This is a genomic window from Desulfosporosinus metallidurans, assembly GCF_001936615.1.
Classification (GTDB): domain Bacteria; phylum Bacillota; class Desulfitobacteriia; order Desulfitobacteriales; family Desulfitobacteriaceae; genus Desulfosporosinus; species Desulfosporosinus metallidurans.
The window spans coordinates 46,450-71,398 of the sequence record NZ_MLBF01000016.1; the positions used below are offsets into that span (position 1 = coordinate 46,450).

Annotated in this window: 23 protein-coding genes and 1 tRNA gene; 2 read left to right on the forward strand and 22 right to left on the reverse strand. The window is 43.8% G+C overall.

Going from position 1 to position 24,949, the window contains the following annotated elements:
• Positions 1–356: 356 nt before the first annotated feature.
• The gene (locus DSOL_RS11990) at positions 357–2,222 is read left to right on the forward strand and encodes a sigma-54-dependent Fis family transcriptional regulator (protein ID WP_075365094.1); all 1,866 of its coding nucleotides are present in this window, start codon (positions 357–359) and stop codon (positions 2,220–2,222) included.
• 292 nt (positions 2,223–2,514) lie between these two features.
• Here DSOL_RS11990 and DSOL_RS11995 read toward each other — a convergent pair whose 3' ends face one another.
• The 15 genes from DSOL_RS11995 to DSOL_RS12065 form a co-directional block, all read right to left on the reverse strand.
• Positions 2,515–3,006, reverse strand: a complete 492-nt coding sequence (locus tag DSOL_RS11995) for an NADH-quinone oxidoreductase subunit B family protein (RefSeq protein WP_075365095.1) — start codon at positions 3,004–3,006, stop codon at positions 2,515–2,517.
• A gap of 18 nt (positions 3,007–3,024) precedes the next feature.
• Positions 3,025–4,623, reverse strand: coding sequence for a hydrogenase large subunit (locus DSOL_RS12000; RefSeq protein WP_075365096.1), 1,599 nt, complete (start codon positions 4,621–4,623; stop codon positions 3,025–3,027).
• A 2-nt stretch (positions 4,624–4,625) separates the two neighbouring features.
• Positions 4,626–6,074 (reverse strand): proton-conducting transporter transmembrane domain-containing protein, encoded by a 1,449-nt coding sequence (locus DSOL_RS12005; protein WP_075365097.1) that lies wholly within the window; start codon positions 6,072–6,074, stop codon positions 4,626–4,628.
• A gap of 6 nt (positions 6,075–6,080) precedes the next feature.
• Positions 6,081–6,737 (reverse strand): hydrogenase, encoded by a 657-nt coding sequence (locus DSOL_RS12010; RefSeq protein ID WP_075365098.1) that lies wholly within the window; start codon positions 6,735–6,737, stop codon positions 6,081–6,083.
• Complete coding sequence (locus DSOL_RS12015; RefSeq protein ID WP_075365099.1) at positions 6,738–7,706, reverse strand: respiratory chain complex I subunit 1 family protein; 969 nt, start codon at positions 7,704–7,706, stop codon at positions 6,738–6,740.
• An 11-nt stretch (positions 7,707–7,717) separates the two neighbouring features.
• Complete coding sequence (locus tag DSOL_RS12020) at positions 7,718–9,652, reverse strand: proton-conducting transporter transmembrane domain-containing protein (RefSeq protein WP_075365100.1); 1,935 nt, start codon at positions 9,650–9,652, stop codon at positions 7,718–7,720.
• 302 nt (positions 9,653–9,954) lie between these two features.
• Positions 9,955–10,536 carry a TerD family protein gene (locus DSOL_RS12025; protein ID WP_075365101.1) on the reverse strand — a complete coding sequence of 194 codons (582 nt, stop codon included), beginning with the start codon at positions 10,534–10,536 and terminating at the stop codon, positions 9,955–9,957.
• 63 nt (positions 10,537–10,599) lie between these two features.
• Positions 10,600–11,178, reverse strand: a complete 579-nt coding sequence (locus tag DSOL_RS12030) for a TerD family protein (RefSeq protein WP_075365102.1) — start codon at positions 11,176–11,178, stop codon at positions 10,600–10,602.
• A gap of 23 nt (positions 11,179–11,201) precedes the next feature.
• A complete protein-coding gene (locus DSOL_RS12035) occupies positions 11,202–11,813 on the reverse strand; it encodes a TerD family protein (protein WP_075365103.1) in 612 nt (203 codons plus the stop codon).
• Between the two features lie 254 nt (positions 11,814–12,067).
• Entirely contained in the window at positions 12,068–12,892 is an 825-nt protein-coding gene (locus DSOL_RS12040; RefSeq protein WP_075365104.1) for an HAD family hydrolase, read from the reverse strand.
• A gap of 11 nt (positions 12,893–12,903) precedes the next feature.
• Positions 12,904–14,019 carry a cysteine protease StiP family protein gene (locus tag DSOL_RS12045; RefSeq protein WP_235838789.1) on the reverse strand — a complete coding sequence of 372 codons (1,116 nt, stop codon included), beginning with the start codon at positions 14,017–14,019 and terminating at the stop codon, positions 12,904–12,906.
• A gap of 80 nt (positions 14,020–14,099) precedes the next feature.
• A complete protein-coding gene (locus DSOL_RS12050; protein ID WP_075365105.1) occupies positions 14,100–15,512 on the reverse strand; it encodes a phosphoribosyltransferase family protein in 1,413 nt (470 codons plus the stop codon).
• Entirely contained in the window at positions 15,463–16,641 is a 1,179-nt protein-coding gene (locus DSOL_RS12055; RefSeq protein WP_170871501.1) for an HpcH/HpaI aldolase/citrate lyase family protein, read from the reverse strand. Before DSOL_RS12055 ends, DSOL_RS12050 begins: the two co-directional genes overlap by 50 nt.
• Before the next feature lie 300 nt (positions 16,642–16,941).
• Entirely contained in the window at positions 16,942–17,298 is a 357-nt protein-coding gene (locus DSOL_RS12060) for a DsrE family protein (RefSeq protein WP_075365107.1), read from the reverse strand.
• A gap of 162 nt (positions 17,299–17,460) precedes the next feature.
• Positions 17,461–17,649 carry a hypothetical protein gene (locus DSOL_RS12065; protein ID WP_139314462.1) on the reverse strand — a complete coding sequence of 63 codons (189 nt, stop codon included), beginning with the start codon at positions 17,647–17,649 and terminating at the stop codon, positions 17,461–17,463.
• Between the two features lie 95 nt (positions 17,650–17,744).
• On the opposite strand from DSOL_RS12065, the gene DSOL_RS12070 reads away from it, so the two are divergent.
• On the forward strand, positions 17,745–17,936 hold the full coding sequence (locus DSOL_RS12070; protein ID WP_235838790.1) for a site-specific integrase: 192 nt from the start codon (positions 17,745–17,747) through the stop codon (positions 17,934–17,936).
• A 112-nt stretch (positions 17,937–18,048) separates the two neighbouring features.
• Here the strand turns inward: DSOL_RS12070 and DSOL_RS12075 are convergent.
• The 7 genes from DSOL_RS12075 to DSOL_RS12105 form a co-directional block, all read right to left on the reverse strand.
• A tRNA-Pro gene (locus DSOL_RS12075) sits at positions 18,049–18,125 on the reverse strand.
• 58 nt (positions 18,126–18,183) lie between these two features.
• Positions 18,184–18,630: an ACT domain-containing protein gene (locus tag DSOL_RS12080; protein ID WP_075365109.1), complete on the reverse strand. Its 447-nt coding sequence runs from the start codon at positions 18,628–18,630 to the stop codon at positions 18,184–18,186.
• Positions 18,631–18,827: 197 nt separating this feature from the next.
• Positions 18,828–20,312, reverse strand: coding sequence for a stage IV sporulation protein A (gene spoIVA, locus DSOL_RS12085; RefSeq protein ID WP_075365110.1), 1,485 nt, complete (start codon positions 20,310–20,312; stop codon positions 18,828–18,830).
• 228 nt (positions 20,313–20,540) lie between these two features.
• On the reverse strand, positions 20,541–21,554 hold the full coding sequence (locus DSOL_RS12090) for an NAD(P)H-dependent glycerol-3-phosphate dehydrogenase (RefSeq protein ID WP_075365111.1): 1,014 nt from the start codon (positions 21,552–21,554) through the stop codon (positions 20,541–20,543).
• Between the two features lie 101 nt (positions 21,555–21,655).
• Complete coding sequence (gene plsY / locus DSOL_RS12095; protein ID WP_075365112.1) at positions 21,656–22,258, reverse strand: glycerol-3-phosphate 1-O-acyltransferase PlsY; 603 nt, start codon at positions 22,256–22,258, stop codon at positions 21,656–21,658.
• 5 nt (positions 22,259–22,263) lie between these two features.
• A complete protein-coding gene (gene der, locus DSOL_RS12100; RefSeq protein ID WP_075365113.1) occupies positions 22,264–23,595 on the reverse strand; it encodes a ribosome biogenesis GTPase Der in 1,332 nt (443 codons plus the stop codon).
• Complete coding sequence (locus DSOL_RS12105) at positions 23,588–24,919, reverse strand: DUF512 domain-containing protein (protein WP_075365114.1); 1,332 nt, start codon at positions 24,917–24,919, stop codon at positions 23,588–23,590. Before DSOL_RS12105 ends, der begins: the two co-directional genes overlap by 8 nt.
• Positions 24,920–24,949: the final 30 nt, after the last annotated feature.

The window sequence follows — 24,949 nt, forward strand, 5'->3', positions numbered from 1 at the left end:
TTTCCCTAAAGCATTTACATAAATTTATAGCAATTACCATGCCAATTATCTAAAAATGAAAATTAAATAAAATTTTCATATAGAACTGAAAATATCTAATTAAAACAAATAAGATCAAATTAAAACGAACTTAAACAGTCATCTGATGGAAGTCTAACTAACTCAATATAGGACTAAAAGCCTATCTCCAAGCAGTTATGTGTATCATGTTTGAACTTTCTGCCTTTTTATGTGTTCCACAATGGAGCACTTTCTGTCAGGAAAATCCTTTTGGCCTGTTGTTTGATTGAAATAGATATGATATTCTTCAATTGTTAGGACAATTCATAATCTGTACATAGAGAGGAAAGGGATGTATGGATAACCATTGGATACGTTTTATCAATGGGGAGAGCGTTGAATCGGAAGTATCTCCTTCCATCTATCGCTCCTGGCAAAGAAGTTTAGAATACCAAGTTGACCATAAGCTTTCTAACCAGGACATTCTGTCGACGCCGCGTCTTAGTGAACGCCGCGAGGCTCAAGATTCCCTAATCCGAGCGGGCGAAACTGTTTTACCTTACATTTTCAGTTTGCTTGGAAGTAGCAATTACACCGTTTTGTTGGGTGACAACGATGGCTACATCATCGAGGCCATAGGTGACGCACCCTTTATGAGTAGAGTCCAAAAGGTGAATTTAAGTCCGGGCGCCAGTTGGCGTGAAGAAATTCGAGGAACCAATGCCATCGGAACTGCTCTCCGCGACAATGCCCCCATCTCCGTTTTCGGTTGGGAGCACTTTGTGCACGATAATCACTTTTTGGCATGCTGGGCTGCCCCGATTCAAAACAGCCTGGGTGCCCCGATTGGTGTTATAGATATCAGCGGGGAAGCTAGTCGAGACCGTGAAAAGATCTTAACCATTGCAATGATGGGCGCAAGTATGATCGAAAAAAACTTGAGACTTTTTGAGTTGGAGAATCAACTAAAATTTTACCAAGAAGGATCCAAGTTAGCTTCCTCACTTTTACACCAAGGATTTCTTGCCATTGATCATAACGGTATCATTACTAACATCAACACTCTCGGTGCTGCACTACTTGGGCGCAAACAAGAAGACATCATCGGGCAACTCGCCGGGGACATCTTCAGTTCACCGAAAGGGTGGATGTTAAGCGGACATTCTCAGGATCTCCAGATTAAAGAACGCTCCGGGAAAGGGATTTCCTCCCACTTGAAGCGCGTAGTCAATGACGCTGGCCAATCTTTGGGTGCCGTGGGAACTCTTCAAATCACAGAGGATCCATTGCCCATGTCCAATACATTATGGATCGGACATGGGCAGCCTACGCTGCGAACTCTGGCACGTGCTTCGAAAGTTGCCTCGACCCACTCTTCCGTACTCATTCACGGTGAAAGCGGGACAGGAAAGGAAATAATTGCCCGAACAATCCATCAACTTAGTTCACGCCGCGAAGGCCCTTTTGTCGCTTTAAACTGTGCCTCACTATCTTCTTCACTGGTTGAAAGTGAGCTATTCGGCTATGTTGAGGGTGCCTTCACCGGAGCACGCCGTGGTGGGAAACCCGGAAAATTCGAGTTAGCAGACAAAGGGACTATTTTCCTTGATGAAATTGGAGATATGCCCTTAAATGTTCAAGTCGCACTTCTTCGAGCACTTCAAGAAAAGGAAGTCACCCGAATCGGCGATACAAAAACTCTAAAAATTGACGTTCGGGTTATTGCTGCCTCGCACAAAGACCTCTCCGCACTTGTTTCAACGGAACGATTCCGCTTAGATTTATACTATCGACTGAAAGTCGTCACCTTGGAATTACCTCCACTGCGCGAACGTCCCGAAGATATTCGAGACTTGGTTCCGCATTTCATCCGCAAAACATGTGAATCTTTTGGCAGTCCAATATTCGGAATTCAAGAAGAAGTATATGCTTATTTATTAGCTCACACCTGGCCTGGCAATGTCCGGGAACTGGAGAACTGTATTGAGAGCATGGTGGCTTTAGCCGAAGGGCCTATTCTGACCGTAGCAGACTTACCGGATGAATTCCAAAAGTCCGTCTTGAAAACCGAACCCGTACCCTTACTGGACCAACAAACTAAACACGCCATCCTCTATGCCCTCACTCAAACCAAAGGAAAAATTGCTCCAGCTGCCAAACTTCTGGGTATTGGGCGAAATACACTCTACAGAAAGATTAAAGATTTGGATATCGGATATTAGATTTTAGCTTGTATCTTCGAAATAGGTGGTTCTACCCTAAAAGAGCCTTAGGCTCTTTTTTATAACAGATACCCTACTGATTTCCCGATAATAAATGATACATGTTCGTTACCGCGATACTGACCTCTCGCTTTTTCTGTTCTTTAAATATGAACTTAATCCTATTTATACTAACGAAAAATCCCTAGATGCCTTAATTATAAGCATCTAGGGATTACTATTATCTATAATATTACTCAATCTTCGTCCACCCCCAGTCGACCCGAGCCAGAGGAAGTTTCTTAACTTCCTCTCACCTTTTACCCATAAACTCCAGCAAAGCCTTAATCAAATCATCCGGCGTAGGCGGGCACCCCGGAACTTTAAGATCCACAGGTAATACTCCACCTATTCCTCCTTCACTGGCATACGCTCCCTTAAACACCCCTCCATCAATAGCGCAATCACCAACTGCTACGACCCATTTCGGCTTGGCCATCGCTTCATAGGTTTCTCGGGCAGCATTTAATAACTGCGTAGAACCCGGCCCCGTACACATTAGTAGATCCGCATGACGGGGTGAGGCTACAAAATCAATTCCGTAATGCTGAAGATCATAAATGGAATTAATTAAAGCGGTAAGCTCCCAATCGCACCCATTACAGGACCCACAATCGAGATGCCGAATCTGAAGGGATTGTTTAAAGCTCATGGGCAAATCAGATGGGTTTTTAGGTGCCAGCAAATTTCCGTCCTTCTGCGTTAAACGTCCCATTTTTAATCTTCGGAGCAGCAAACTCCACATGTTATCTCCCCTTTTCGGCTAGCGATCACAACAACTATAGCATAATTCGAAACTCTTATTGATTAATGGAAAATCCGGTACAATATTGCCCGGTACCGTCAGAGGTACGGCCGGCCAATTGGCATAGCTTGCAGTTCGAATCCGGCAGCGGTAAATTTTGGCTTCTTCATCCAGCATAAGCCAAACAACATCCGTTCCCCGAGGGGACTCCACACAGCCCCAAGCTGGCTGCCAAGAACGAAGCTTAGTATTGGTAAAGGGTATTGAATTCTCATTATCATGCCATGAGAACTTCATCCCTTCTTGCAGTAAAATCTCAAGAAATCGAAAACTTTCTCTCGCTTCCTTGACCCGCACCACTAACCTAGACCAACAATCTCCATCCTCTTCAACCATTGATTTTACGTTCAATTCGGGATAAAGAAGATGTGCATGAAGTTCTCGCCAGTCATTCGGTATCCCTGAAGCCCTAGCAGCTGGTCCAGTAACTCCCAAATCGATAGCGTTCTCAGTCTTTAATACTCCAGTCGTAACAGCTCTCTGTCTAAAACCGTCATGTGTTAGTAACAAGGGTATCCATGCTTCAAAATCGCTGGACAGTTCAAGAAGCCGGTCCAAAATAGCCTGACTATCTTTCGGCTCAGGGATAAATTTAATTCCTCCTGGAATAACGTTTCCCCGTAAAAACCGATGACCAAAGAATTGTAAATTTAAGCGTTGAAGTTTTTCCTTGCATTGTAATCCATTGGCATTACCTAATGCAAAGCCAACTCCAGCACATAAATTCCCAATATCCCCCACATGATTATAAACTCGTTCCAATTCAGCGAGGATCGTTCTCCATAATAAGGTCTGCCTCGAAACCTTGAAAGTAGTAAGTTTTTCGACTGCCTCTGAATAAGCTAGAGCATGGCTCACAGTACAGACTCCACAGACCCGTTCTATGATACGCAAGCCTTCTTCAATACTTTTACCTTCGAGAAGCTTCTCAACTCCTTTGTGGGTATAGAAGAGTTGAGCCTCTAGATGCAGAACAGCCTCTCCGATCGTATAAAATCGAAAATGCCCGGGCTCGATGATTCCGGCATGAATCGGGCCCACTGGAACCTCGAATAAGCCTTCTCCCTGCGCTTCAGGGAACACAAGCGGTGCCCGTTTAAACTCTTTGCGTTCTTCCCCCGCTTTACAATCCTTACGCATGGGATAAAATTCTTTGGGCCAACCCGGATGTAAGACCAAAGGACGTGGATCTGGGTGACCCACGGCTATCAATCCGAAGAGATCTTGCGCTTCTCTTTCTGACCAATTCAGTGCCGGGAAGATTAAGGCGAGTGAAGGGAATTCATCGTTGATTCCTTTGGCAACCAGAGTAAGTGAAAAATCCCTTCCCGGAAAATGCAGCACTAAGTAGAGGCAAAATCCATTCCCCAACTGACGCTCATCATTGACCACATGAGTCAACCAAGTTGGTCGGGGGTTCATGTCTAAACAATATGTCAACACATCAGCAAGACCACTTGGGGGCACCTCAACGAGGCCCTCTTGTCTCTCCCACTCTACAATCTTAATACCCGGAAAACTATTGTAACTTTGTAAAAAATCCCGTAAGCCTTGCATTCCTATACCCCTCCCAATATCACTTTAACAACCTGATTTAGTGCTTGATTAAGGCTTTGGGGAATGAACAATCCTAAGAAAAGAACGACCAAAAGAGGTACTGCAAGGGCCAAAGTGCTTATACTCTCTCCACCTTGGTAACGCCCCCTTGCCTTACCAAAGAGCATCTGTAGGAAATGATAGAGAAACCCGGCAAAGATTACGGTTAGAAAGAGAATGGTCGAAAAGCCCAGTAAGGGATGTCCTGTTTTGTACAGGCCCGATAAGATGTTTAACTCTGAGCGGAATGTTCCAAATGGGGGAGTTCCAGTAATCCCTAATAATCCCAAGATCATGATCATTCCAGTGAAAGGCCAAACATTAAAGATTCCTCGCATCCTGGGAATTTGTCTGGTTCCTGTTTTTTGAACTAAGTTCCCAATAATGACAAAAAGATTAGCCTTAGTAAGGGCATGAAGCAAGAGATGCAAAGAGGCTCCCCAAACAGCTTCCTGAGTACCCAATCCGAATCCTAATGCTAATATCCCCATATGTTCAACACTGGAATAGGCCAGTAATCGCTTTATATCTTTCTGCAATAGAATAAATCCTACCATAAGTGCCAACGATAAAAATCCAAAACCCATAAGTATGTTCCCAACAAAATCCGGACCCAGAGTGGTTAGACGACCTAAAGTGTACCAACGTAAAATTGCATAGAGAGCACAATTTAGCAATACAGCAGACAACAGCGCACTGACCGGTGAAGGGGCCTGACTATGCGCATCAGGTAGCCATGCATGCATGGGTACAAAGCCCACCTTTGCCCCATAGCCAACCATCGTAAACAATACCCCGAGGCGGACTAAACTCGAATCCAATTGATGGGCTACTTGTGGAAGCATACGCCAATCTAAAGCCGTCAGGCTTTGACCCAAGTGTGGTGCCGCTGCTGCAAAAAGCAACATGGTTCCCAGTAAGGCAAAGCTAATCCCCACTGTACAGAGAATAACATATTTCCATGCAGCTTCAATCGCTTTTTTGTTTCGATAGAAACCAACTAAGAGGGTCGTTGCTAAGGTCGTCCCTTCAATACCGACCCAAATAATACCTAGATTGGGTGTACTTACTACAAGCAGCATGGTTGCTATGAAAACCCAAATCCAAAAATAATACCATTTCAAACTTGTTCTAGGAAGTTTCTTCTCCCCGACTTCCCTTTCCATATAACCTAGTGAAAACAGAATCACATAAACCGCGATCATAATAATGACGCTCAGAAGCAAGGCGCTCAGCGCATCCCAATATAACATGCCTGATTCGTAGGACCCATGGATCAAAGTTTGCCTAATGGTCCATCCTCCACTCAAGGTTATGAAGACAAGGGCAACGGTGTTCAATAGTTTTAAGTAGGTGTCCTTTGCCGAGATCAGCATTCCCACCGCCGCGATTACAGCTACTCCAATAAACATCGCATACTATCCTTTCAATGACCTCATGTGATTAACATTCAGCGAATCATAATTCTCTAGCATTTGTTTAGATAGAATCACAATGATGACAATCCCAACTAGGATATCGAACATACTGCCCATTTCGACGAGCAAAGGCATCCCTTGGGTTAGGAAAAATCCTGCAAGAAATATTCCATTGTCGATAAGCAAAATTCCCAGAACTTGCACTATAGCAACCTTACGGATCATCATAAGTAGAAGGCCAAAGAAAATTAGTGCTATGGCAACGGCTAAACCGTTACGAAAGCCTGGCTGAGGAAGGGCCATAAAAGGTTTTGTCACCTCATAAGCCATCATTGTTAAGGCCCCTGCAACAACTAACGAGAAGGCACGCTTTAAGTAGATTTCACCTACCCATTCTGTCTTTGATTCCTTCAATACTCGTCGCAAGAGTATGGGGATGATCCCTGCCTTGCCGATCAATAACAACACTCCGACAATTATGACCTCTAACTCATGGTTATAAACCCCTTGAGCTAAAATAAGAATCGAGACGGCAACTGTTTGTAAAGTCCACCAATTCAAGGCATTTTGTACCCGAGTACTGTATACAATGCTCAGACCGCTGGTCAAGAGTACAAATAGGATCAAATTAAGTCCATTCTCAGAAATGCCTGACACTTAAATCTGCCCCCTTATAATCCAGAGTGAAACTAAGGCCAAAATGGCAGAGGCAGTGCTGGTTGCTAAATAATTAGGAACTAGGAATAATCGTCTCTTAACAAAGAGACTCTCCACAGTGGCAAAAAAGAATCCAAGCACTGCTACTTTAACTCCAGCGAAACCCAAAGCCCAAAATAATCCCACCAAACCGTTACTCCATGAAAGCAACCCACTAGGCCATACGATTTGGGCCAATAAAATAAGCAATAAGAGCTGTTTAACTTGTTCGGCAAAACTCAGTAGAGCAAGTGAAGACCCCGAATACTCCAGTAACATTCCTTCATGAATCATCGTTAATTCCAAATGCGTATCTGGATTATCAATTGGAATGCGCCCCATCTCAGCAATACTGACCAGCCCTAAAGTTAATAAGGCTAATAAGCGAGGGATAAAAATTGGGGAGATACTAGCTAAGCTGGACGCAATTCCTTGTAAGGAGGATGTCTCAGTTATTAACGCTAAAACTATGAGTCCCAAAAGCAAAGCCGGTTCTGTTAATAATCCCAAAAAGAGTTCTCTGCTCGAGCCCATCCCCCCGAACGTCCCTGCCCCTTCTAAACCTGAAAGTGTCAAAAATAAACGCACTAACCCAAGGCTCGCCCCGAATATAAAGAGGTCCCCCCATCCGCTCAGAGGTGCCCAACCCCAAGCATTCGGGATAACGAGTCCGGCCATTAGTGTGCTCGCCAAAGCGACCCGCGGTGTCAACAGAAAGATCCAAGAGGCATGTTCCGAGATCAGTTCCTCCTTCTTCATCAATTTGCTTAAGTCTCGGTAGGGTTGAAGAATCGAGGGTCCCTGACGCATCTGCCAGAACGCTTTACTCTTTTTTATGAATCCTTGAAGAAGTGGAGCGGCAACAATAATTATGGCCAAATGCCCGAGTCCCATCAGCAGACTAGTTAAAATCTTTAATAATTCGTCCATCCCTTCTCCTCCTAACGTCCTAAAAACAAAACGACGATGACCGTAATTAATAGATAGCCCAAATAAAGGTGAATACTCCCCTCTTGCAGTTTTCGGATTTGAAATGCTAACCAGAGCAACAATCGGATTATAGGACGATAGAGAAGATCCTCAAAGAATTCTTTTATTCTTCCTTGATAACTTAAAGAACGCAGACTATAACCCGTTCCCGCAAAATCCCGTTCCACTTGCCGGTGCGAACCCAATACTTTAGAGAAAAGGATTCGAACGGGTTTTGTTAAGCCGGTGGCAGTATATTGCATACTTGGAGTCAGGGGTGCACCACAATTCCAAGTCGCCGTAACCCTACGCGCCCCTCGTTTACTTAGAATCACAATGATAAACGTAAGTAGGCTAACTATAATAAGGTAAACAGATGCCGTGAAAAGGGGTTTCCCTATGGCTGATCCTGCCCCTACGGTTTCGCCAGTTCTCATAACCGAAAGTGGCACATTGATCAAGGCTAACGTAGCTGATGGCCATAGTACACTCAGAACTGCCAACCCGGCAACTAGGAATGGCGCAATATATTGAACAGTGTGTGCTTCCTTGGCCCTTTCCGCCATTGGGGAACGTGCTTGTCCAAGAAAGGCGATTCCAAACCACTTGACAAAGGTGGCTATTGATAACCCTCCGACCAGTGCTAATACCCCAATAAACAAGGGTAAGATCACCTTGCTCCAACCACTTGCTAAATTCAAGGTGTTAATCCAAAGGGATTGAAAAAGCACTAATTCTCCCCAGAATCCACCCAACGGAGGTAAGGCGGTAATCCCTATTATTCCGATCAAAGCTACAAAACCCGTCTTTGGCATTCGTTTGAGCAATCCACCTAAACGCTCAAGGTTTCGCGTATGTGTAGCCTGGATGATATTCCCTGCTCCCATAAAGAGCAGGGATTTAAAAAGCATATGTTGCAAGGTATGCCAAAAGAAAGCAACGAGCGCTAAATCCATTGCTAGCGTATTTTGCCAAGATCTTGCGAGGAAGGCGCTGCCTAAAGCCAAACCAAGGATGCCGACATTTTCTATTGTGGAGAAGGCAAGCAATTTCTTGAGATCCGACTGAACTGAAGCAGAGAGTATCCCAACGAGGGCAGAAATGGCTCCGATCAGCAAAAATAACCATCCCCACCAAACTGGGCCAGGTCCCAACGTCAACCAGACTAATCTTATAAAGAGATAAAGTGCAACTTTCACCATGACGCCAGACATGAGGGAGGATACTGGGCTTGGAGCTGCCGAGTGAGCATAGGGGAGCCAAATATGAAACGGAACGAAACCCGCTTTAGTCCCTAAGCCAATAAAGAAAGCTAGGAAAAGCAAATTATGTTGGAAGGTCGTCAGCGTCGGAGCTGCGTCGGCCCATACTTCAAAAGCAAAACTTCCTGTCTTTACATATAAAAACAAAGTTGCAGCGGTTAAAAAGACTGTTGCGACATGAGTCATTACCAGGTATATGTAAGCAGACCTGCGATTTTGCGGGTCTTCATGCTCATATAATACTAAGAAAAATGAGAACACGGACATCATTTCCCAGGTCAATAAAAAGGAAAACCCATCGTCCGCAAGCAATACGCCGAACATGCTAGCCAGAAACAAAAACCAAGCGACAAAGAAGAACCAAAGCGACTTTTTCTTTTCTTCATATTCCTTGAGGTACCCCATGCCATAGAGAGAGGAAAAGAACTGACCTAAGAGTAAAACAAAAAGGAAGAATACGGTCAGTCCATCCACCTTCCATGAGAGTGTAAGTCCTGCTCCTTCCCCTGCAAAGAATCTTAACCCTGTTTTAAACCAGTCTCCCCCTTGAGTCATTACAATTCCCCAGATAAGTCCCGTTCCAGCCAATACCACACTTAAGCTCATTAATAATTGACGAACGGATTGGCTCCCCTTATTCTGCATTGATGATTACCCCCAGATCAATTATTACATGTCTTGTTAATAAATTCACTTTTATCTAAGCGATTGATCAGATAATGACCATTTAATCATAAGCAATCCCATCCTAAATATCAAACTCCCGAGGAGCTGTCTATTGCGCTATAAAATGTAAAAATCGCCATATTTCCGGATATCTCGTCCCCTTTTCTACGCATTCGAGATTTCATATATTAATTGTCATCATATTCTAATAAAATCTGGTAAATAAAAGAAGCGTTTCCATCATAGAAACGCTACATCAAAAGACGATTTGTAATTTATTGTTAACCTACTTGTAACCCAAAGTTTGAACAAAGGGCGGCTAAACCACCTGAGAAACCATTCCCCACAGCATTGAACTTCCATTCCCCTTGATAGCGGTATAGTTCGCAAACCACAAGCGCGGTTTCAACCGAGAAATCTTCACCTAGATCATATCTCATAACTTCTTGTTCGTTGGCTTCATTGACGACTCGAACAAAAGCATTGGATACTTGACCAAAGTTCTGTCCTCTGGCAATCGCTTCATGAATTGTAACGGTAATGGCAACTTTATCAACATGTGCCGGTACAAGGCCTAAATCAACCTTAATTTGTTCATCATCCCCCTCACCAGCTCCAGTGAGGTTGTCACCCGTATGTTTTACGGAACCATTGCCACCGACAAGATTATTGTAGTAGATAAAATCTTCAATTCCACCAGCTCTACCATTTTTATCAAGTAAGAAAGCCGAGGCATCTAAGTCAAAATCCGAACCACCGGAATACTTATTCGTGTCCCATCCTAATCCGACAATGATCTTTGTTAGTCCGGGATTACCCTTGGTTAGGTCAATCTTTTGTCCTTTTTGCAGGCTGATTACCACTTAAAACACCTCATTTTCGAATAAATGTTGATTTATCTCACCCTTGCCCGAGCGGAATCAGCTTTAAACATCCAACCCAAAATCCTTGCACAATCCAGCTAGACCGTTTTGATAACCGCTTCCAATCGCGTTAAATTTCCATTCTGCATTGTTACGATAAAGTTCACCAACGACCACCGCAGTCTCAACAGAGAAGTCTTCGCCAAGGTCGTAACGAATCAGCTCCTCACCCGATGCTTCATTAAGAACACGCACGTAAGCATTGGAAACTTGTCCAAAATTTTGATTGCGCTCTTTAGCCTCATGAATTGTGATCCCAAAGGAGATCTTGGAAATGCCAGTGGGAACAATCCCCAAGTCTACTTTGATTTGCTCATCATCCCCATCTCCAATACCAGAACGGTTATCGCCCGTATGCATAACTGAACCATCGGGACTCTTGGGGTTATTGTAAAAAACAAAATTCTTATCTTCCATAACTTTTCCATCAGCATTTAACATAAAGGCGGCGGCATCTAAATCAAAGTCTTTTCCACCATCATACTTGTTAACATCCCACCCCAGACCAATAACGATTTTTGTAAGGCCCGGATTAGATTTGGTTAAATCTACTTTTTGACCTTTTTGTAAACTAATTGCCATTGGATTGACCCCCTTATAATAAATTATTTATAGCGACGGATGAGTTCGCTTAAGGATGCATCATTCGTTCCTTCGCCTATCGCAGCGAATTTCCACTCATTGGTGTGACGATAAACTTCGGCAACAACTAAACTTGTTTTACCAGCGTAATTTTCGGTTAGATTAAATCGGCATAATTCTTGCCCATTGCTTGGATTGACAACCCGAATAAAGGCATTTGCGATATGTCCGAAATCTTGTTTTCGTTTTAGGCAATCGTAAATGTTTACCACAAAAACAATTTTCTGAACTCCACTAGGGACTTGGCTTAAATCCACATTGATTTGCTCATCATCCCCCTCCCCTGCACCTGTGAGATTGTCTCCACTGTGTTTGACGCTTTTGTCAGCACTTTGGAGATTTCCAAAGTAAACTAAACGATCTTTCGAAGTTAACTTATCATTAGCATCGAGCATAATTGCTGAAGCATCGCAATCAATTGCTGCGGGTGTTCCTCCGAAGAGACCGCCAAGAAGGCCACCCGATTTTGGTTTTGTTACTTCATCCCATCCTAAACCAACTTGAATTTTAGACAAACCAGGATTCCCTTTAGTTAAATCAATCTTTTGTCCCTTTTGCAAATTAATCGCAGCCACGCCAAATCCCCCTTTAAAATTGAAACTTCTTTCTTTAATGATACTTTTGCTTCCTCAGTAGCATCTTTATATTCTCCACAAATCTTCCACAATGTTACACGTCTATACATAACCTATCATTCTTTATATTATCACAAGAATGCACTCGAATAATACTTGTTAAAAGGGTTCACATAACTTTCACATATGAGACTGTTAATATTCCACAACTCATTCCATTGTTTACCATGTATATTGTACTTTAAAAGAAACCATTATACAACTTCCTTCTTGATACCTGACCCCGCTACAAGATCTATGATTTCCTCTGCTGCTTCAATTGCACTTCTTTTAGTGAATCTTATCCTCTCTAAGCCAGAAACACCCTGTTTATACAGCGAGTATAATTCACCATGCGCTGGGGCTATGGCCAGTTCCGCCGCTTTTAGCATCTCTAAATCCAACAACGAATCCCCTGCCGCGACAACTCGATTGATATTTTCTTGATCCTGGATATATTGGATCGCGGCTTTTTTGTTGATATTCCTAGGAACAAGATAGAGTTTTCTCCCTTGGACAGATAGCTCCCAGTTATTTTCGTTTGCCCAAATTTTGAAAGCTGCTAATTCTGATATCGGGATCTTTTCTCGTTCGATCAGACAATAATAAAATAAATTATCCGCCCATTTACCTGAATCCTCGATCACCCATGAAGAATGCGCGATTTCTTCAAACTTATTGATAAGATCCTGGGCAGCAAGACAGTTGTCGCTTCCTTTGAGCACCTGTTGGGCCCAGTCTTCATCCTCTCTGCCCCTATAAAATATCGTTCCACCATTACTGGTTACTGCATATTGATATACAATGTCATATCCCAGTAAATTAATTCTCTGATATTGAAGTTTAGTCCGAGTTGTTACTGGCACAAAAAGGACCTCTTGAGAGATCTCCCTTAATTTGCTTATAGCACTTTGAGTCATATAGGAAATAAATCGATCATCCAGCCATTCCACTGGCCTAATTTGAGCGATTATCTCATTGCTCATTATCGTTCGATACGAATAGATCAAGGTTTGGTCAAGGTCGCTTGCAAATAACATTGATTCCTCCATTAAAGCCGTCGCACAATGCCACAGCATGAATATGTAAGATCAGGATACTCCTCAACCGGAACTCCTTTATCACTAGACAGGAGTAGAATATGTTCTAAATTAGGGTTTTTTAGGTTGTCCACCAGGATCCTCTCCGGTATCCTCCTCAAAAGAACCCTAGTTGTTTCTCCAATGCCTGGTTTAATAAAGTTAATATCCTCAACCCCAAACTTCTCCATAATAGTCGTTATCTCTTTAAGACCATGCCAAGTAACCTCAACCTGGTCATCGACTCCCTCAAATTTAGGATTTGGCAGAACAAGCCTTTTGAACTCCGCAGATATCGTATCAACAAAAAGATTAGAAACATCCTCAGCTAGAAGATCTTCGTAAAATCGAGCTCCGTGAAACTCCTGCTCTCCCATTAGATCCGGGCGAAAAGCGGTTCGACTGACTAAACCGGAGACGGTTGAATTTAAACAAGCACTAGGGATTAAAAAATCTTCTCGTGTTCCGAAGGTTTTGACACAGAATCCGGGATCGGCAAGAACAGCTAAATCACTGTCTAACTCGTACCCATATTTGGTTTTGAACTCAGTACATGCCTGGCTCAAAACACTGGTTATTGCTCCTTTACCTGTCCAACCATCTACAAACTGGATCTTAGATTCTGGGTGATTTTGAAGAATGTAGAGGATAGCGTTTTCGTCAATGCCTCTGCCCCGGATAATGGAAATACTGTAGTGGGGTATATCCACGTCATGAATTTCCGAAAGATAACGTTTAATTAAAACTCCGATTGGCGTACCTGCACGAGCTAGAGAAACAAGAACCATCTTTGAACCGTTTCTTTTCAAAATGCGCTCCGAGACTACCCCCACGGCCTCTGCGACTTTGGAAGCACTCTCATGGAGCGTTTGGTGAAAGAGATCCATGTATTCCTTAGTTGGCTTATATTCTATCGGCAGCATCTCTGAATAATGACCGCCGGATTGGATTTTTCTCTCACGTGTTTGCAAATCGGTTTCAGTCAATAACCCATTGAGATTTTTAAGCAAAAAGATGACATCCTTGGAGTCATAACTTCCCATTGGCAAAGGATCTGGAATACGAGGAGTAAGCAGGATATCGATCACTTAACAGCCCCCATTTTTATTGTCATTTAAACCTAGCGGATAACATCCCTTTAGCTTTGGCAGAAAAACTCTAGTTAACGTCATGCCTCCAGAACATTAACGCTCTGACTGGTACCAATCACCAAAACCAAACGGGAAATGCCTAATTCCCTGAACGAGGATAGCATTGGAGTTAGTCGTTCGGGGTTCACTTCCCTTTCAAGAAACAAATACACTTCGTCGTAATACTTTAATGGCACATTATAAACATAATTAGTGACACTAGGTTCGTCAGGGCTAGCAAAGAAAATGCCATTTTGAATCGCGTATTGCGGTTTTGCGAAGGGATAGATCGGACTCCTCGTGGTGGAATGGTAACAAACTCCCGCACCCATATAGGAGGAAACGAGCATGGGGAAATACATAAATTCCCCGGTTCCTAGACAAAGTGTCTTTTCACCCCTGCGGTCTTTCTTAAGCTCTTCGCCAATTTCCCTTGCCAAAGGAAAAACGCCTTGATTTTCAATACTTGACAGGCCAAATCTCCCTGTTAATTTCAAATACGACGAAGGATTCTTATACCCTGTAGAATCTTCTGAAAACACGGAGTCCACCTCTTGAAGTTCGAGAAATTTAAGTTCAGGTATAACAAAAGACTCTTCTTCCAAAACACATGATCTCGAAGTGGGATTGTAGAGATCAATCTCTTGGTTAATGGGGTCACCGCTCACCGCTATTTCCCCTTCTAATAGAGAAACAGTCTGGATCTTTATGTCAAGTTGTTGCGCAAGTCTTGTAAAATTAGCACGGTCTTCTCTGGTTCTCCAGTCTAAAAGAGATAGGACAACGTAATCCGTCTTCGGGAATTTTCCTTGTATGGCCCGAATTATATTTAAAGCAGTATTTCCAGTCGTTATCTCATCATCGACTAGGATAATTGTTTTGGAAGTCTCCAGTAACTCCTTGTCCAACGGATAACACCGATGATTAACGGCATGAGAATGGTCCTCAGTAAAGTTTAGCTCAGAGACCATCGTGGGTACTGTTTCACGTGTCGTGTGAAGGTAGTGAGCATTATCAAATAAACTAAACGCGGCATGCCCCAAGGCTGTCGCTGTCTCTGCAAAGCCTATGAACAAGGTTTCCTCAGGGAGAGTGACCAGTGATCTTTGTAATACTGTTTCATAAACCTTCCTTGTATCCCGCTTGATCTTAAGTGCCTGAATAATGTCTTGGGTATCAACATAGTCCCCACCGTGAATTTTTTGCAGGAATCGAACACCAAGTGCCATCCCTGCAAGCAGTGGAACAAACGGATCAACAGGTACATGTTTTCCGAGTACGTTACTGACAAACAGAAAAGCTCTCTTCTTGTTTTTTCTTGCAGCTAAAGAGAACAACGTCTGTGGCTCGAATCCAAAGGGATTGTTTCTTATCGTAACTGTGACCCTTTGCCCTTCAAGATTATACAAATACGTCTTCGGTAAGCAGACTGATAAAATTGTGTTGTTCATGAAACACTCCATAATTCATTGCTCTTAATAAGATTTTTCGTGCCCAATTATAATGCGGTTTAATTTCGTTCATTTTATTAGTATAGTGACTTTTAATGACACCGCGCTGATCTTGGTCGCTCTCGATTATACTCAAAGCGTCCAAATATTCTTCATGCCCCACAGTATATAAGGACTGAACGGGGACAATATGACTCGGATGAATAATGGTCTTGCCAATAATTCCATTTTCTTTATCCAGAATTACTTCGCGAATTAAACCATCAACATATTTATTTAAAAGCTGGCTTCTGATCTTAGTCCCATTACCCCCATTAGTGAGATGGAATTCTTCAAACGGGCTCTTCCGCAGCTGAGGTTTGAGCACTCTCCCAACATTTGCAAAGTATTCCCATACGGGTCCAGACACCACGTAATCGCTTTCACCACGGGCAAAAATATTTGTAATATCCGCGATGCAATCCCGTATTACCATAATATCATAGACGGTTACATCCGGTCCCCTTCTAATTCCGAAACGACCCGAAAAATCCGTCGCTCCGATTCGTACATTCAGAACTAAGTCATGATAAGAATCTAAGAGTCGCTTCGTTTCCAACAACTCTTTGACACGTGATTCAAGATAAATGGCTTGGGGACTTTCAATGATTGGCATTCCGTAAAAAGGTCCCGTGGATTGCTTATTGAGACTCTTAAGCGCCTCAAAATACCGATAACTTTCCGATGTGAATTTAGGAAAAACAAAACCCGCGATGATCTTCGAGCTGTCTCCCATTCCTTCTGTAAGCCTAAGGATCTGTTCGGGATTTCGTACCCGTATAAAAATCAGCGGTAGGTCATTAGGCTCGATTTCCCGATTACCCAAGGCCGTATGGATCTCTTGCACTTGGTTTGTTAGATTGCTCTCAGCAAATGGCACCTCAGAATCCCCAATCGAATCTTCTAAACAAAACACGGTCGAGGCTAGTCCCATATTTTTTTTCGTAATGATATCGTTTGCTATAGTTTCTCGGGTTCCAGGCATATATAAAGTCGCCCCGAGCGCATAAGAAAGAATTTCTCGGGGAGTTTCTTTATCAAAAGACTCTGGAGCTTTAAAGAAGGTTGCTTCCCTACCCTCTTTCGTCATAAAATCAAAATATCTCAATATATCGTACTAACCCAAAGGCAGCACTTCTCTCCTTTCACGACGTTTGTCTCGAAATCTTACAAATGTACCCGAACAAGTGTCACACGCAAAGGGCTATTGTTAAAATGTCTTCATGAAATTTGAATTTCACTGCATAATGCTTTTTGATTAAATATATCAGCTTCATGCGTCAAACACAAAAAGTGAAAGCCATGAGTTCCTATGCCTACAGGAATAAACAGCTTCCACTTTATGGTCGCAAAGCGTGCGAAACCTTCTTAGATAACGTTCAATTCCTGACTAAAATGTAAATACTTTTGCTTCAGTTGCTAGGTCAATAAGGTGTGGAGCCGTAGATAATTTGGCGCCCTTAATATATTCGTCCTCACTGTAAAGTCTGGTCCTAGCGCAGGGTGTACAGATATAAAAAGTGACATTTTGCTCAATTAAATAATCGATATACGGTTTGGCAGCATCCCCAGTTGGTGCCTTTACATTATCCGCCAATCCCAAAACCGCATACGCCACGGCATCATCTACTAAGAAAATATTAACTTCATGCCCCTTTTCTTTGGCTACCTTCGCAAGCTGAAATGCCCTAGTTGCCCGGGTAGGGTCCTCAAGCCCGCGACTCAACACAAATAAAAATTTCTCCAAAGTTATTCCCTCCTTTAATTTTTGTTCAAAGGTAAGTGCCTAATACTGGTACACATGTATTCTTTCTCCACAGAGTACCAGTTTCCTGTGTAGAATAAAATATTTTTTCACCATTAACGCATCGGGATCTAATCTTACATCAAATTTCTTTTCTAACATCCTCTACTCCGTGCGTCGAATTGACCGCCAAGGAATACCCTGGGTTGGATCATTTTCTAATCGATCAATTCTCTGCCTTGTACTTGTATATTCCGCTTCTATGGTATTAAGTTTTTCATTGTCAATCACGCTAAATTTATTTTTCAAAACCTCGGTATTCGGGTAAAGGTATGGGTCACGCATCATCTCCATTCCTTTCCTCTTTCATTTTGTTCCCGATGCGACCCGATAGCTATACTAGCTATTTAGGGAAGCTCGTCAGAGACAAAAAAATACCGAAGACTCGTTTGCACTTTCTTCGGCATTATCATGCGACATGGCTGTATGAAAATGATGTACTAGATCATTTAGCAGCCGAGCGCCTTGGACACGATATTAAAGTTTTAAAAGGAATCTATCAGCATCTTGGAGTTAAAAAGAAAGATGAGATCAATAGAAAAATCATCGAGCTCCAACAAGAAGAAAGCAAATATAACTAAGAGCAGGATACGAAAATAGACCATCTATTATGGTCTATTTTTTTGGTCGGCATTTGGTCAACATTTGCTGTTTGACCCGCCTACCTTAAAAGGCTGAAAGCCTTGATAATACTGGTCGGAGCGACACGATTTGAACGTGCGACCTCTACCACCCCAAGGTAGCGCTCTACCAAGCTGAGCCACGCCCCGACTTAATGCCCGATGAAGGACTTTTACAAGATATCACATATAGGGGGAAAACGCAAGTCTAAGTTTGACCAATTACTTCAATTTTTCTCACCCCATCGATGTCCCCAAGCCCAGATAAAAGATTTTCGGGGGTGTCTGCCATTCCAGCGGTTTCAATGGAAACCGAAACGTTGGCAATTCCTTGCAAGGGAATTCCTTGATTGATGGTGAGAACATTGCCTTTGACAGAAGCTATAAAATTAAGGACGTAGGAAAGCACCCCCGCTTTATTTTCTAGAATGAGAGAGATTGTAATAATCTTTTCTCTACTCGCTTCGTAAAACGGGAACACTCCATCCTTATATTTATAATAGGCGCTTCGACTAAGCCCTACCTGTTCCACTGCATCATTGATCGTATATACATCTCCTTTGACAAGGAGTTCCTTCGCCTTCGCGGTCTTAATAATGGCTTCAGGCAAAATATTTTTACTGACAATTAAGAAGTCATTTGTCTTACCAACCACTCAATCGCTCCCCATCTATCTTCGATCATCCTTTGCTATCCTGACTATTATAAGCTAAGCTGTGTAAGTTTGGCAAGATTATCAAATAAACGCCCTAAACGTCAATGAAATGGGGCCGGAACAAAAAGGAACGTTGGATCTCCACTATGGGTGATTCATACGTTCCAAATCTTTTTTGTATCTCTTCTTATGCCCCTTTAGATAATGATACAGATAAGGCCTCCACTGCCATCATTGACTATCCTCTGCAAAGTGTCTTGGAGCTTATGTTGGGCATTTTCCGGCATACGATAGAGTTTATTTTGGATTCCCTCACGAACTAAGTTATGCAACGATTTGCCAAAAATATTAGATTCCCAGACCTTCTGAGGATCACTTTCAAACTCATCGAGCATATACTTCACGAGCTCTTCAGCTTGCTTTTCTGTCCCGATTAAGGGCGTGATTTCTGTCGTAATATCCGCTCTGATAATATGCAGAGACGGTGCGCTTGCTTTGAGCTTGATCCCATAATGTCCTCCCTGTTTAACAAGCTCTGGTTCTTCTAGGAACATTTCTTCAAGTTGAGGAGTAACCACGCCATAGCCATTAACCCGTACTTCTTCAATGGCCTCAGACATTTTATCCCATTCCTTCTTGGCCTTGCTATAGTCTAACACTAGGCGAAGCAAAGTATGATCCCCTTCAATTTCAATCCCGGTGAGATCTTGCAAAACTGTTTTGAAGAGCCCTTCAATAGCGGTGATTTCCACATTGGCGACTCCAGTGCCCAAGTTCATCTCCTTGAGAAGAACATCTTGGGCATATTGACATTCTGTCAAAGCGTTTAAAGCCTGATCGATGTCACGCAAACGCCGTACCCCGTCGATTGCTTTGCGCACACTTTCCTCAAAGGCGGCCCGAATCGGATGAGCGGTATCGAGTTCCTCTACCCATTTTGGAAGATCAATATTGACTTCTGCTACAGGGAACTCATAGAGTACCTCTTCCAGAATTTGCGTAATATCGTCTTGTTTCATCTCCAGACAATTCAATGGAATAACTGGGATGCCATATTTCTCCTCCAGAGAACGGCTTAGTTCCATCGTATTTTCTGCATAGGGGCGAGTTGTATTTAAGAGCACTACAAATGGTTTCCCCAGTTGACGCAACTCGGAAATGACCCGTTCCTCAGCGTCCAAGTATGCTTCTCGTGGGATATCTGTAATCGATCCATCGGTCGTAACCACAATGCCGATGGTAGCATGATCCGTTATGACTTTTCGGGTACCCATTTCAGCTGCATCCTGAAAGGACATGGGTTCGTCACTCCATGACGTTTTCATCATGCGAGGCTCTTCTCCATCTTCGGCTTCGTACCCGAGGGCACCTTCTACATTGTATCCTACACAGTCCACCAAACGAACATTCATGTGTATTGAATCTTTGACAACGATTTCCACCGATTCTGAAGGAATAAACTTAGGTTCTGTCGTCGTGATCATTCTTCCTGTCCCACTTTGAGGAAGCTCATCTTTGGCCCGCTCCCGCTCAAACGCATCTAAGATGTTAGGCAAGACCAGGAGGTCCATGAATCGTTTGATAAAGGTGGACTTTCCTGTACGGACTGGCCCGACGACACCGAGGTAGATATCGCCCCCTGTACGTTCAGCGATATCCCTGAAAATGTCTAGTTTTTCCATTACTAATTTCCCTCCCTTTTGAGTGCTGTCCCAAAATTTGGGGAAGGGCCTCCACCTTATCTCCCCTTCCACCTCCCTGTAACACGTGGCTTCCCGGTGACCGGACTAGCACATTAAGCAGTATAAGTATATTGACTCTTTTGGGTAAATATGACACACAAAAAAACGTAGAAAAGGTTTTTTACAACCTCTTCTACGTCTATGAATCTAAGCCTCAAAATATGTGCACTATTTTAGCCAGCTCATTTCCACAACTTCTTCAAGTTCATGGCGTTTCCCGCGCATCATTAAATCCGCAACTGCTTCTTTGGGATCCGCACCCTCAAATAGAACTTTGTAGGCTTGTTGGGTAATGGGCATAGAAATGTCTTTCTCTACACTGAGTTGATAGGCCACACGGGCAGCCTTTACCCCTTCTACCACCATGCCGACTTCCTTAAGCACAGTTTCTAAGGGTTTCCCCTGCCCGAGCGCCACACCAGCTCGGCGATTGCGACTGTGTTGACTTGTACATGTAACGATAAGGTCGCCCACGCCCGATAACCCCGCAAAGGTCAACGGATGCCCCCCTAAAGCCACGCCCAAGCGCGCTATCTCCGCTAATCCCCTGGTCATAAGAGCCGCTTTAGTGTTGTCCCCAAACCCTAACCCTTCTGCTATCCCTGTGCATAAAGCAATAACATTTTTCAAAGCACCACCAAGTTCAACCCCGACAACATCCGGATTGGTATACACTCTAAATTTCGGGGTCATCATCAGGTCTTGAACTATTGCAGCAGTCCCGACATCCGAGGCAACCACGACCGTTGTCGGCATATCCCGTCCCACCTCTTCGGCATGGCTGGGGCCAGACAAGACGGCAATCGGATTTTGTGGAAGTTCCTCTGTTAATACTTCTGAGAGGCGGAGGTGTGTTTGTTCTTCTAAGCCCTTGGCCGTATTGACCACAATGCAACCCGGCCTTAGGTAGGGCCTAACCAAACAAGCGGCTTGCCTCACACTATGAGACGGTACACTGAAAACAACGAGATCTGCGTTTAAAAGTGCCAGATCTGTTGTCGGCAGAAGACCTAGTGGCAGAGCGACACCCGGCAAATAACGTGAATTTTCGCGGTGCTTGTTCATAAGTTCCATCTCATCCGGGTGACGACCGATAAGTGCAACCTGATGACCTGCGTTCGCTAAGAGCACTGCCAGAGCACTCCCCCAGCTTCCAGCTCCATAAACAGCTACATTGGGCATACGTATACTCCTCCCTCTACTCCAAGAATTAACCCTTTTACTAGGACCTCTCTTCGATGAGTAGGTCCTGGTAACCTACAGGGTGGGGTAGAGACCCCTCACTACACATCCCTCGGATTCTTTTTATCGCCGAACCGATGTTCTGTTCCTTGCAACACTCGTTGGAAATTAGCACGATGAAGAAACAGCACAATCGAAGAGGCGACCAATCCGAAAAACCGATATGCAAAAGGTTCTGGAAAAATAAAGACTGCAATAGCAACCGTGAGAGCACCGACCACTGAGCCCATGGAAACATAACGTGTCACAACCACTACCAGAAGGAACAGTGCAATAGCCACAAACATGACTTTCGGCATCAAGACCGTAATGATTCCAAATCCAGCGGCAACCCCTTTTCCGCTGGGTCGAAAACCAAACAACGGGTTCCAGCTATGCCCCGCCATCGCCAGTAACCCTCCTATAATTCCTCCCCATGGTCCAAAAGCCCAATAACCAAGGGCGGCAGCCGCGGCCCCCTTCAAGAAGTCCCCAAGTAATACCAAAATGCCCAGTTTAACCCCCAGAAGACGAAAGGCATTCGTCGTGCCGATATTTCCGCTGCCATGCCGACGTACGTCAATCCCTTTTAGTTGGCCCGCCAAATAAGCAAAAGGAATGATCCCCAAGCAATACGTCACGATAAACAACAGGTAGCGTAGCATTTGCCTTACTCCTTTTCTTCGTCTTTTTGGCGAACTACAATTCGGATCGGTGAACCCTCAAAACCGAAATGTTTCCGCATCTGATTCTCTAAATATCGTTTATACGAAAAATGCATCAATTCAGGGTCATTGACAAAGAAAACAAACGTCGGCGGCTTTACTCCTACTTGAGTGAGGTAACGGACCTTTAATCGTCGTCCTTTATCAGATGGGGGTGGATTGAGATGCACCCATTCTCTCAGTAAGGCGTTCAAGGTGGCAGTCGTTACACGGGTTGCGTTTTGTTCAACCACGAAATCAACCAGTTCTAAAATTTTATTAACCCGTTGCCCAGTTTTGGCGGAAATGAACATGGTTGGAGCATACTGCATAAAACCCAATTCTTCGCGAACCGTCTTTTCGAATTTGTTGATCGTCTTCTCGTCCTTTTCGACGAGATCCCACTTGTTAACAATTAATACAATAGCTTTGCCCGCATCATGGGCATAGCCGGCAATCTTCTTGTCTTGTTCCGTGACCCCATCTGTGGCATCGATCAGCATGAGGATCACATCAGAGCGATCGACTGCACGAAGAGAACGGACAACACTATATTGCTCTGTTAGTTCGTCGATTCGCCCTTTACGGCGCATTCCCGCCGTATCAATGAGGATATAATGCTTCCCTTCATGCTCAAAGGGAGTATCAATCGCGTCCCGAGTGGTTCCTGGAATATTGCTGACAATCACCCGTTCTTTCCCCAGCATAGTATTGACTAACGACGATTTTCCGACGTTTGGACGTCCAATGACGGAAATACGGATCACATCTGGATCATACTCTTCATCGTTGTTCTCTGGTAAGTTAGAAATCACGAAGTCGAGTAAATCTCCTGTATTCATGCCATGCACTGCAGATATAGGAATTGGTTCCCCTAACCCTAAACTATAGAATTCATAAAGTTGGCTTTGGATTTTTTCGAAGTTTTCCACTTTATTGGCAGCGAGCAAGACTGGTTTTCCGGAACGACGCAAGGTACGGGCAATCAGATCATCATCCGGCGTAGGAGATATTTGGGCATCCACAACAAAAATAACCACGTCCGCTTCTTCCATGGCAATTTCTGCTTGCCTCCTCATCTGAGAGGCAATAGGAGTCCCTTCATCCTTAAATTCGATTCCTCCTGTATCGATCAAAGCAAACTTCCGTCCTAGCCACTCTGCATCTCGATAAAGTCGGTCTCTCGTCACCCCAGGCATATTTTCCACAATGGCCACCAGTCCGCCCGTAATACGATTAAACAACGTCGACTTTCCGACATTTGGCCTTCCTACAATAGCAACAACAGGTTTACTCAATAGTTTTACCTCCCAAAGGATATCCGATTACATGCTCTAAAAATGCCAAGCCATCGTTTTTAACGATACGGGCCTTGCCATTCACCTTTTCCTCTAACCACGTTACACTCTGATCATCGAGAAAGAGATCTTCATCCGCCTTGAGCATAACACGTGGAACAAGAAACTCCTCCCCCAATAAATCTCCTAATTGATGAGCAATATCTTGAGCCGTCAGTAATCCAGCGCATGTGACAGATCGGCCAAAAAAATCATTGCTTATCGCATGAACTGTGAGCTTTAATCCTCTTATTCGATCCTCTAAGCGGCCCCGCCACAATTCAAATAGTTTTTGCGCCGATGCTCCGGTAATGAGATGCACGCGGCGTTCTGAGACCTCCTCTGGTAAAGAGTCCCACCCAGATTCGATTTCAGCGATGAATTTCCGTGCCATGCCCACACCGTTCTCCAATTGTGGAAAATCATCATAGACTGATAACTCAGGAAAGTCCTGTCCGGCTAGAATATAAAATTCATCTGCCAAGTAGACAAGATGCAGACCCGTCTTTGCCAAGAAGTCCTTTTGCCACCTCTGTGCCTTATCCAGAATCCAACGAGCTTCTTCTGTCGTAAACCCACGCAGTAGGGTAAGCTGTTCGCGGTAGCGAGTTAACCCCACCGGAACAACAGCAATCGACTGTACAGCAGGATAGAGTTCCCCTAACCGTTCGATCGTTTCGATCAACACGTCTCCATCGTTGTGATCTGGGAGCAAGACAACTTGAGCATGTATCATAATTCCAGCTTCAGCTAAACGTTTGATTTGCTCTGGCAGCTTTCCCGCATGCGGGTTTCTCATAAGACGAGAACGCACTTCTGCATCCCAGGCGTGGACAGAAATATACAACGGACTAAGATGGAGAGAAATAATCCGCTCTAATTCCTCCTCACTCAGATTAGACAAGGTAATAAAACTCCCCTGAGTAAGCGATAAGCGATAATCATCATCTCTATCATAAAGAGTTCGCCGCATCCCTTTGGGCATTTGGGCTACAAAGCAAAACGTACAATTATTACGGCATACTTTCAGACCGTCAGCACTTATTGTTTCTACCTCTAGGCCCAAGAATTCCCCTGGAGCCTTTTCTATTTCAATTTCCCATTGGTCTCCATTAGGTTTTTCAATAAGCAGGGTAAATTCTTCTTCCGATACCCCAAACTGAAAGTCAATGATATCATTAAGTTCTTCATCATTCACTGCCAGAACGCGATCTCCGACTTGAATCTCCATCTCTTCGGCAATACTCCCTGTGTCGACCGCCGCGACCACAAGCCCTTTAGACAAACTATTTCATCCTCCTGACATTTAGATCAG

Bases quoted from the DNA above. Each gene is read 5' to 3' on its own strand.
- DSOL_RS11990 (WP_075365094.1), top strand. From the start codon at position 357: ATGGATAACCATTGGATACGTTTTATCAATGGGGAGAGCGTTGAATCG.
- DSOL_RS11995 (WP_075365095.1), bottom strand. From the start codon at position 3,006: ATGTGGAGTTTGCTGCTCCGAAGATTAAAAATGGGACGTTTAACGCAG.
- DSOL_RS12000 (WP_075365096.1), bottom strand. From the start codon at position 4,623: ATGCAAGGCTTACGGGATTTTTTACAAAGTTACAATAGTTTTCCGGGT.
- DSOL_RS12005 (WP_075365097.1), bottom strand. From the start codon at position 6,074: ATGTTTATTGGAGTAGCTGTAATCGCGGCGGTGGGAATGCTGATCTCG.
- DSOL_RS12015 (WP_075365099.1), bottom strand. From the start codon at position 7,706: ATGGACGAATTATTAAAGATTTTAACTAGTCTGCTGATGGGACTCGGG.
- DSOL_RS12020 (WP_075365100.1), bottom strand. From the start codon at position 9,652: ATGCAGAATAAGGGGAGCCAATCCGTTCGTCAATTATTAATGAGCTTA.
- DSOL_RS12030 (WP_075365102.1), bottom strand. From the start codon at position 11,178: ATGGCAATTAGTTTACAAAAAGGTCAAAAAGTAGATTTAACCAAATCT.
- DSOL_RS12040 (WP_075365104.1), bottom strand. From the start codon at position 12,892: ATGTTATTTGCAAGCGACCTTGACCAAACCTTGATCTATTCGTATCGA.
- DSOL_RS12050 (WP_075365105.1), bottom strand. From the start codon at position 15,512: ATGAACAACACAATTTTATCAGTCTGCTTACCGAAGACGTATTTGTAT.
- DSOL_RS12055 (WP_170871501.1), bottom strand. From the start codon at position 16,641: ATGACGAAAGAGGGTAGGGAAGCAACCTTCTTTAAAGCTCCAGAGTCT.
- DSOL_RS12065 (WP_139314462.1), bottom strand. From the start codon at position 17,649: ATGGAGATGATGCGTGACCCATACCTTTACCCGAATACCGAGGTTTTG.
- spoIVA (WP_075365110.1), bottom strand. From the start codon at position 20,312: ATGGAAAAACTAGACATTTTCAGGGATATCGCTGAACGTACAGGGGGC.
- DSOL_RS12090 (WP_075365111.1), bottom strand. From the start codon at position 21,554: ATGCCCAATGTAGCTGTTTATGGAGCTGGAAGCTGGGGGAGTGCTCTG.
- plsY (WP_075365112.1), bottom strand. From the start codon at position 22,258: ATGCTACGCTACCTGTTGTTTATCGTGACGTATTGCTTGGGGATCATT.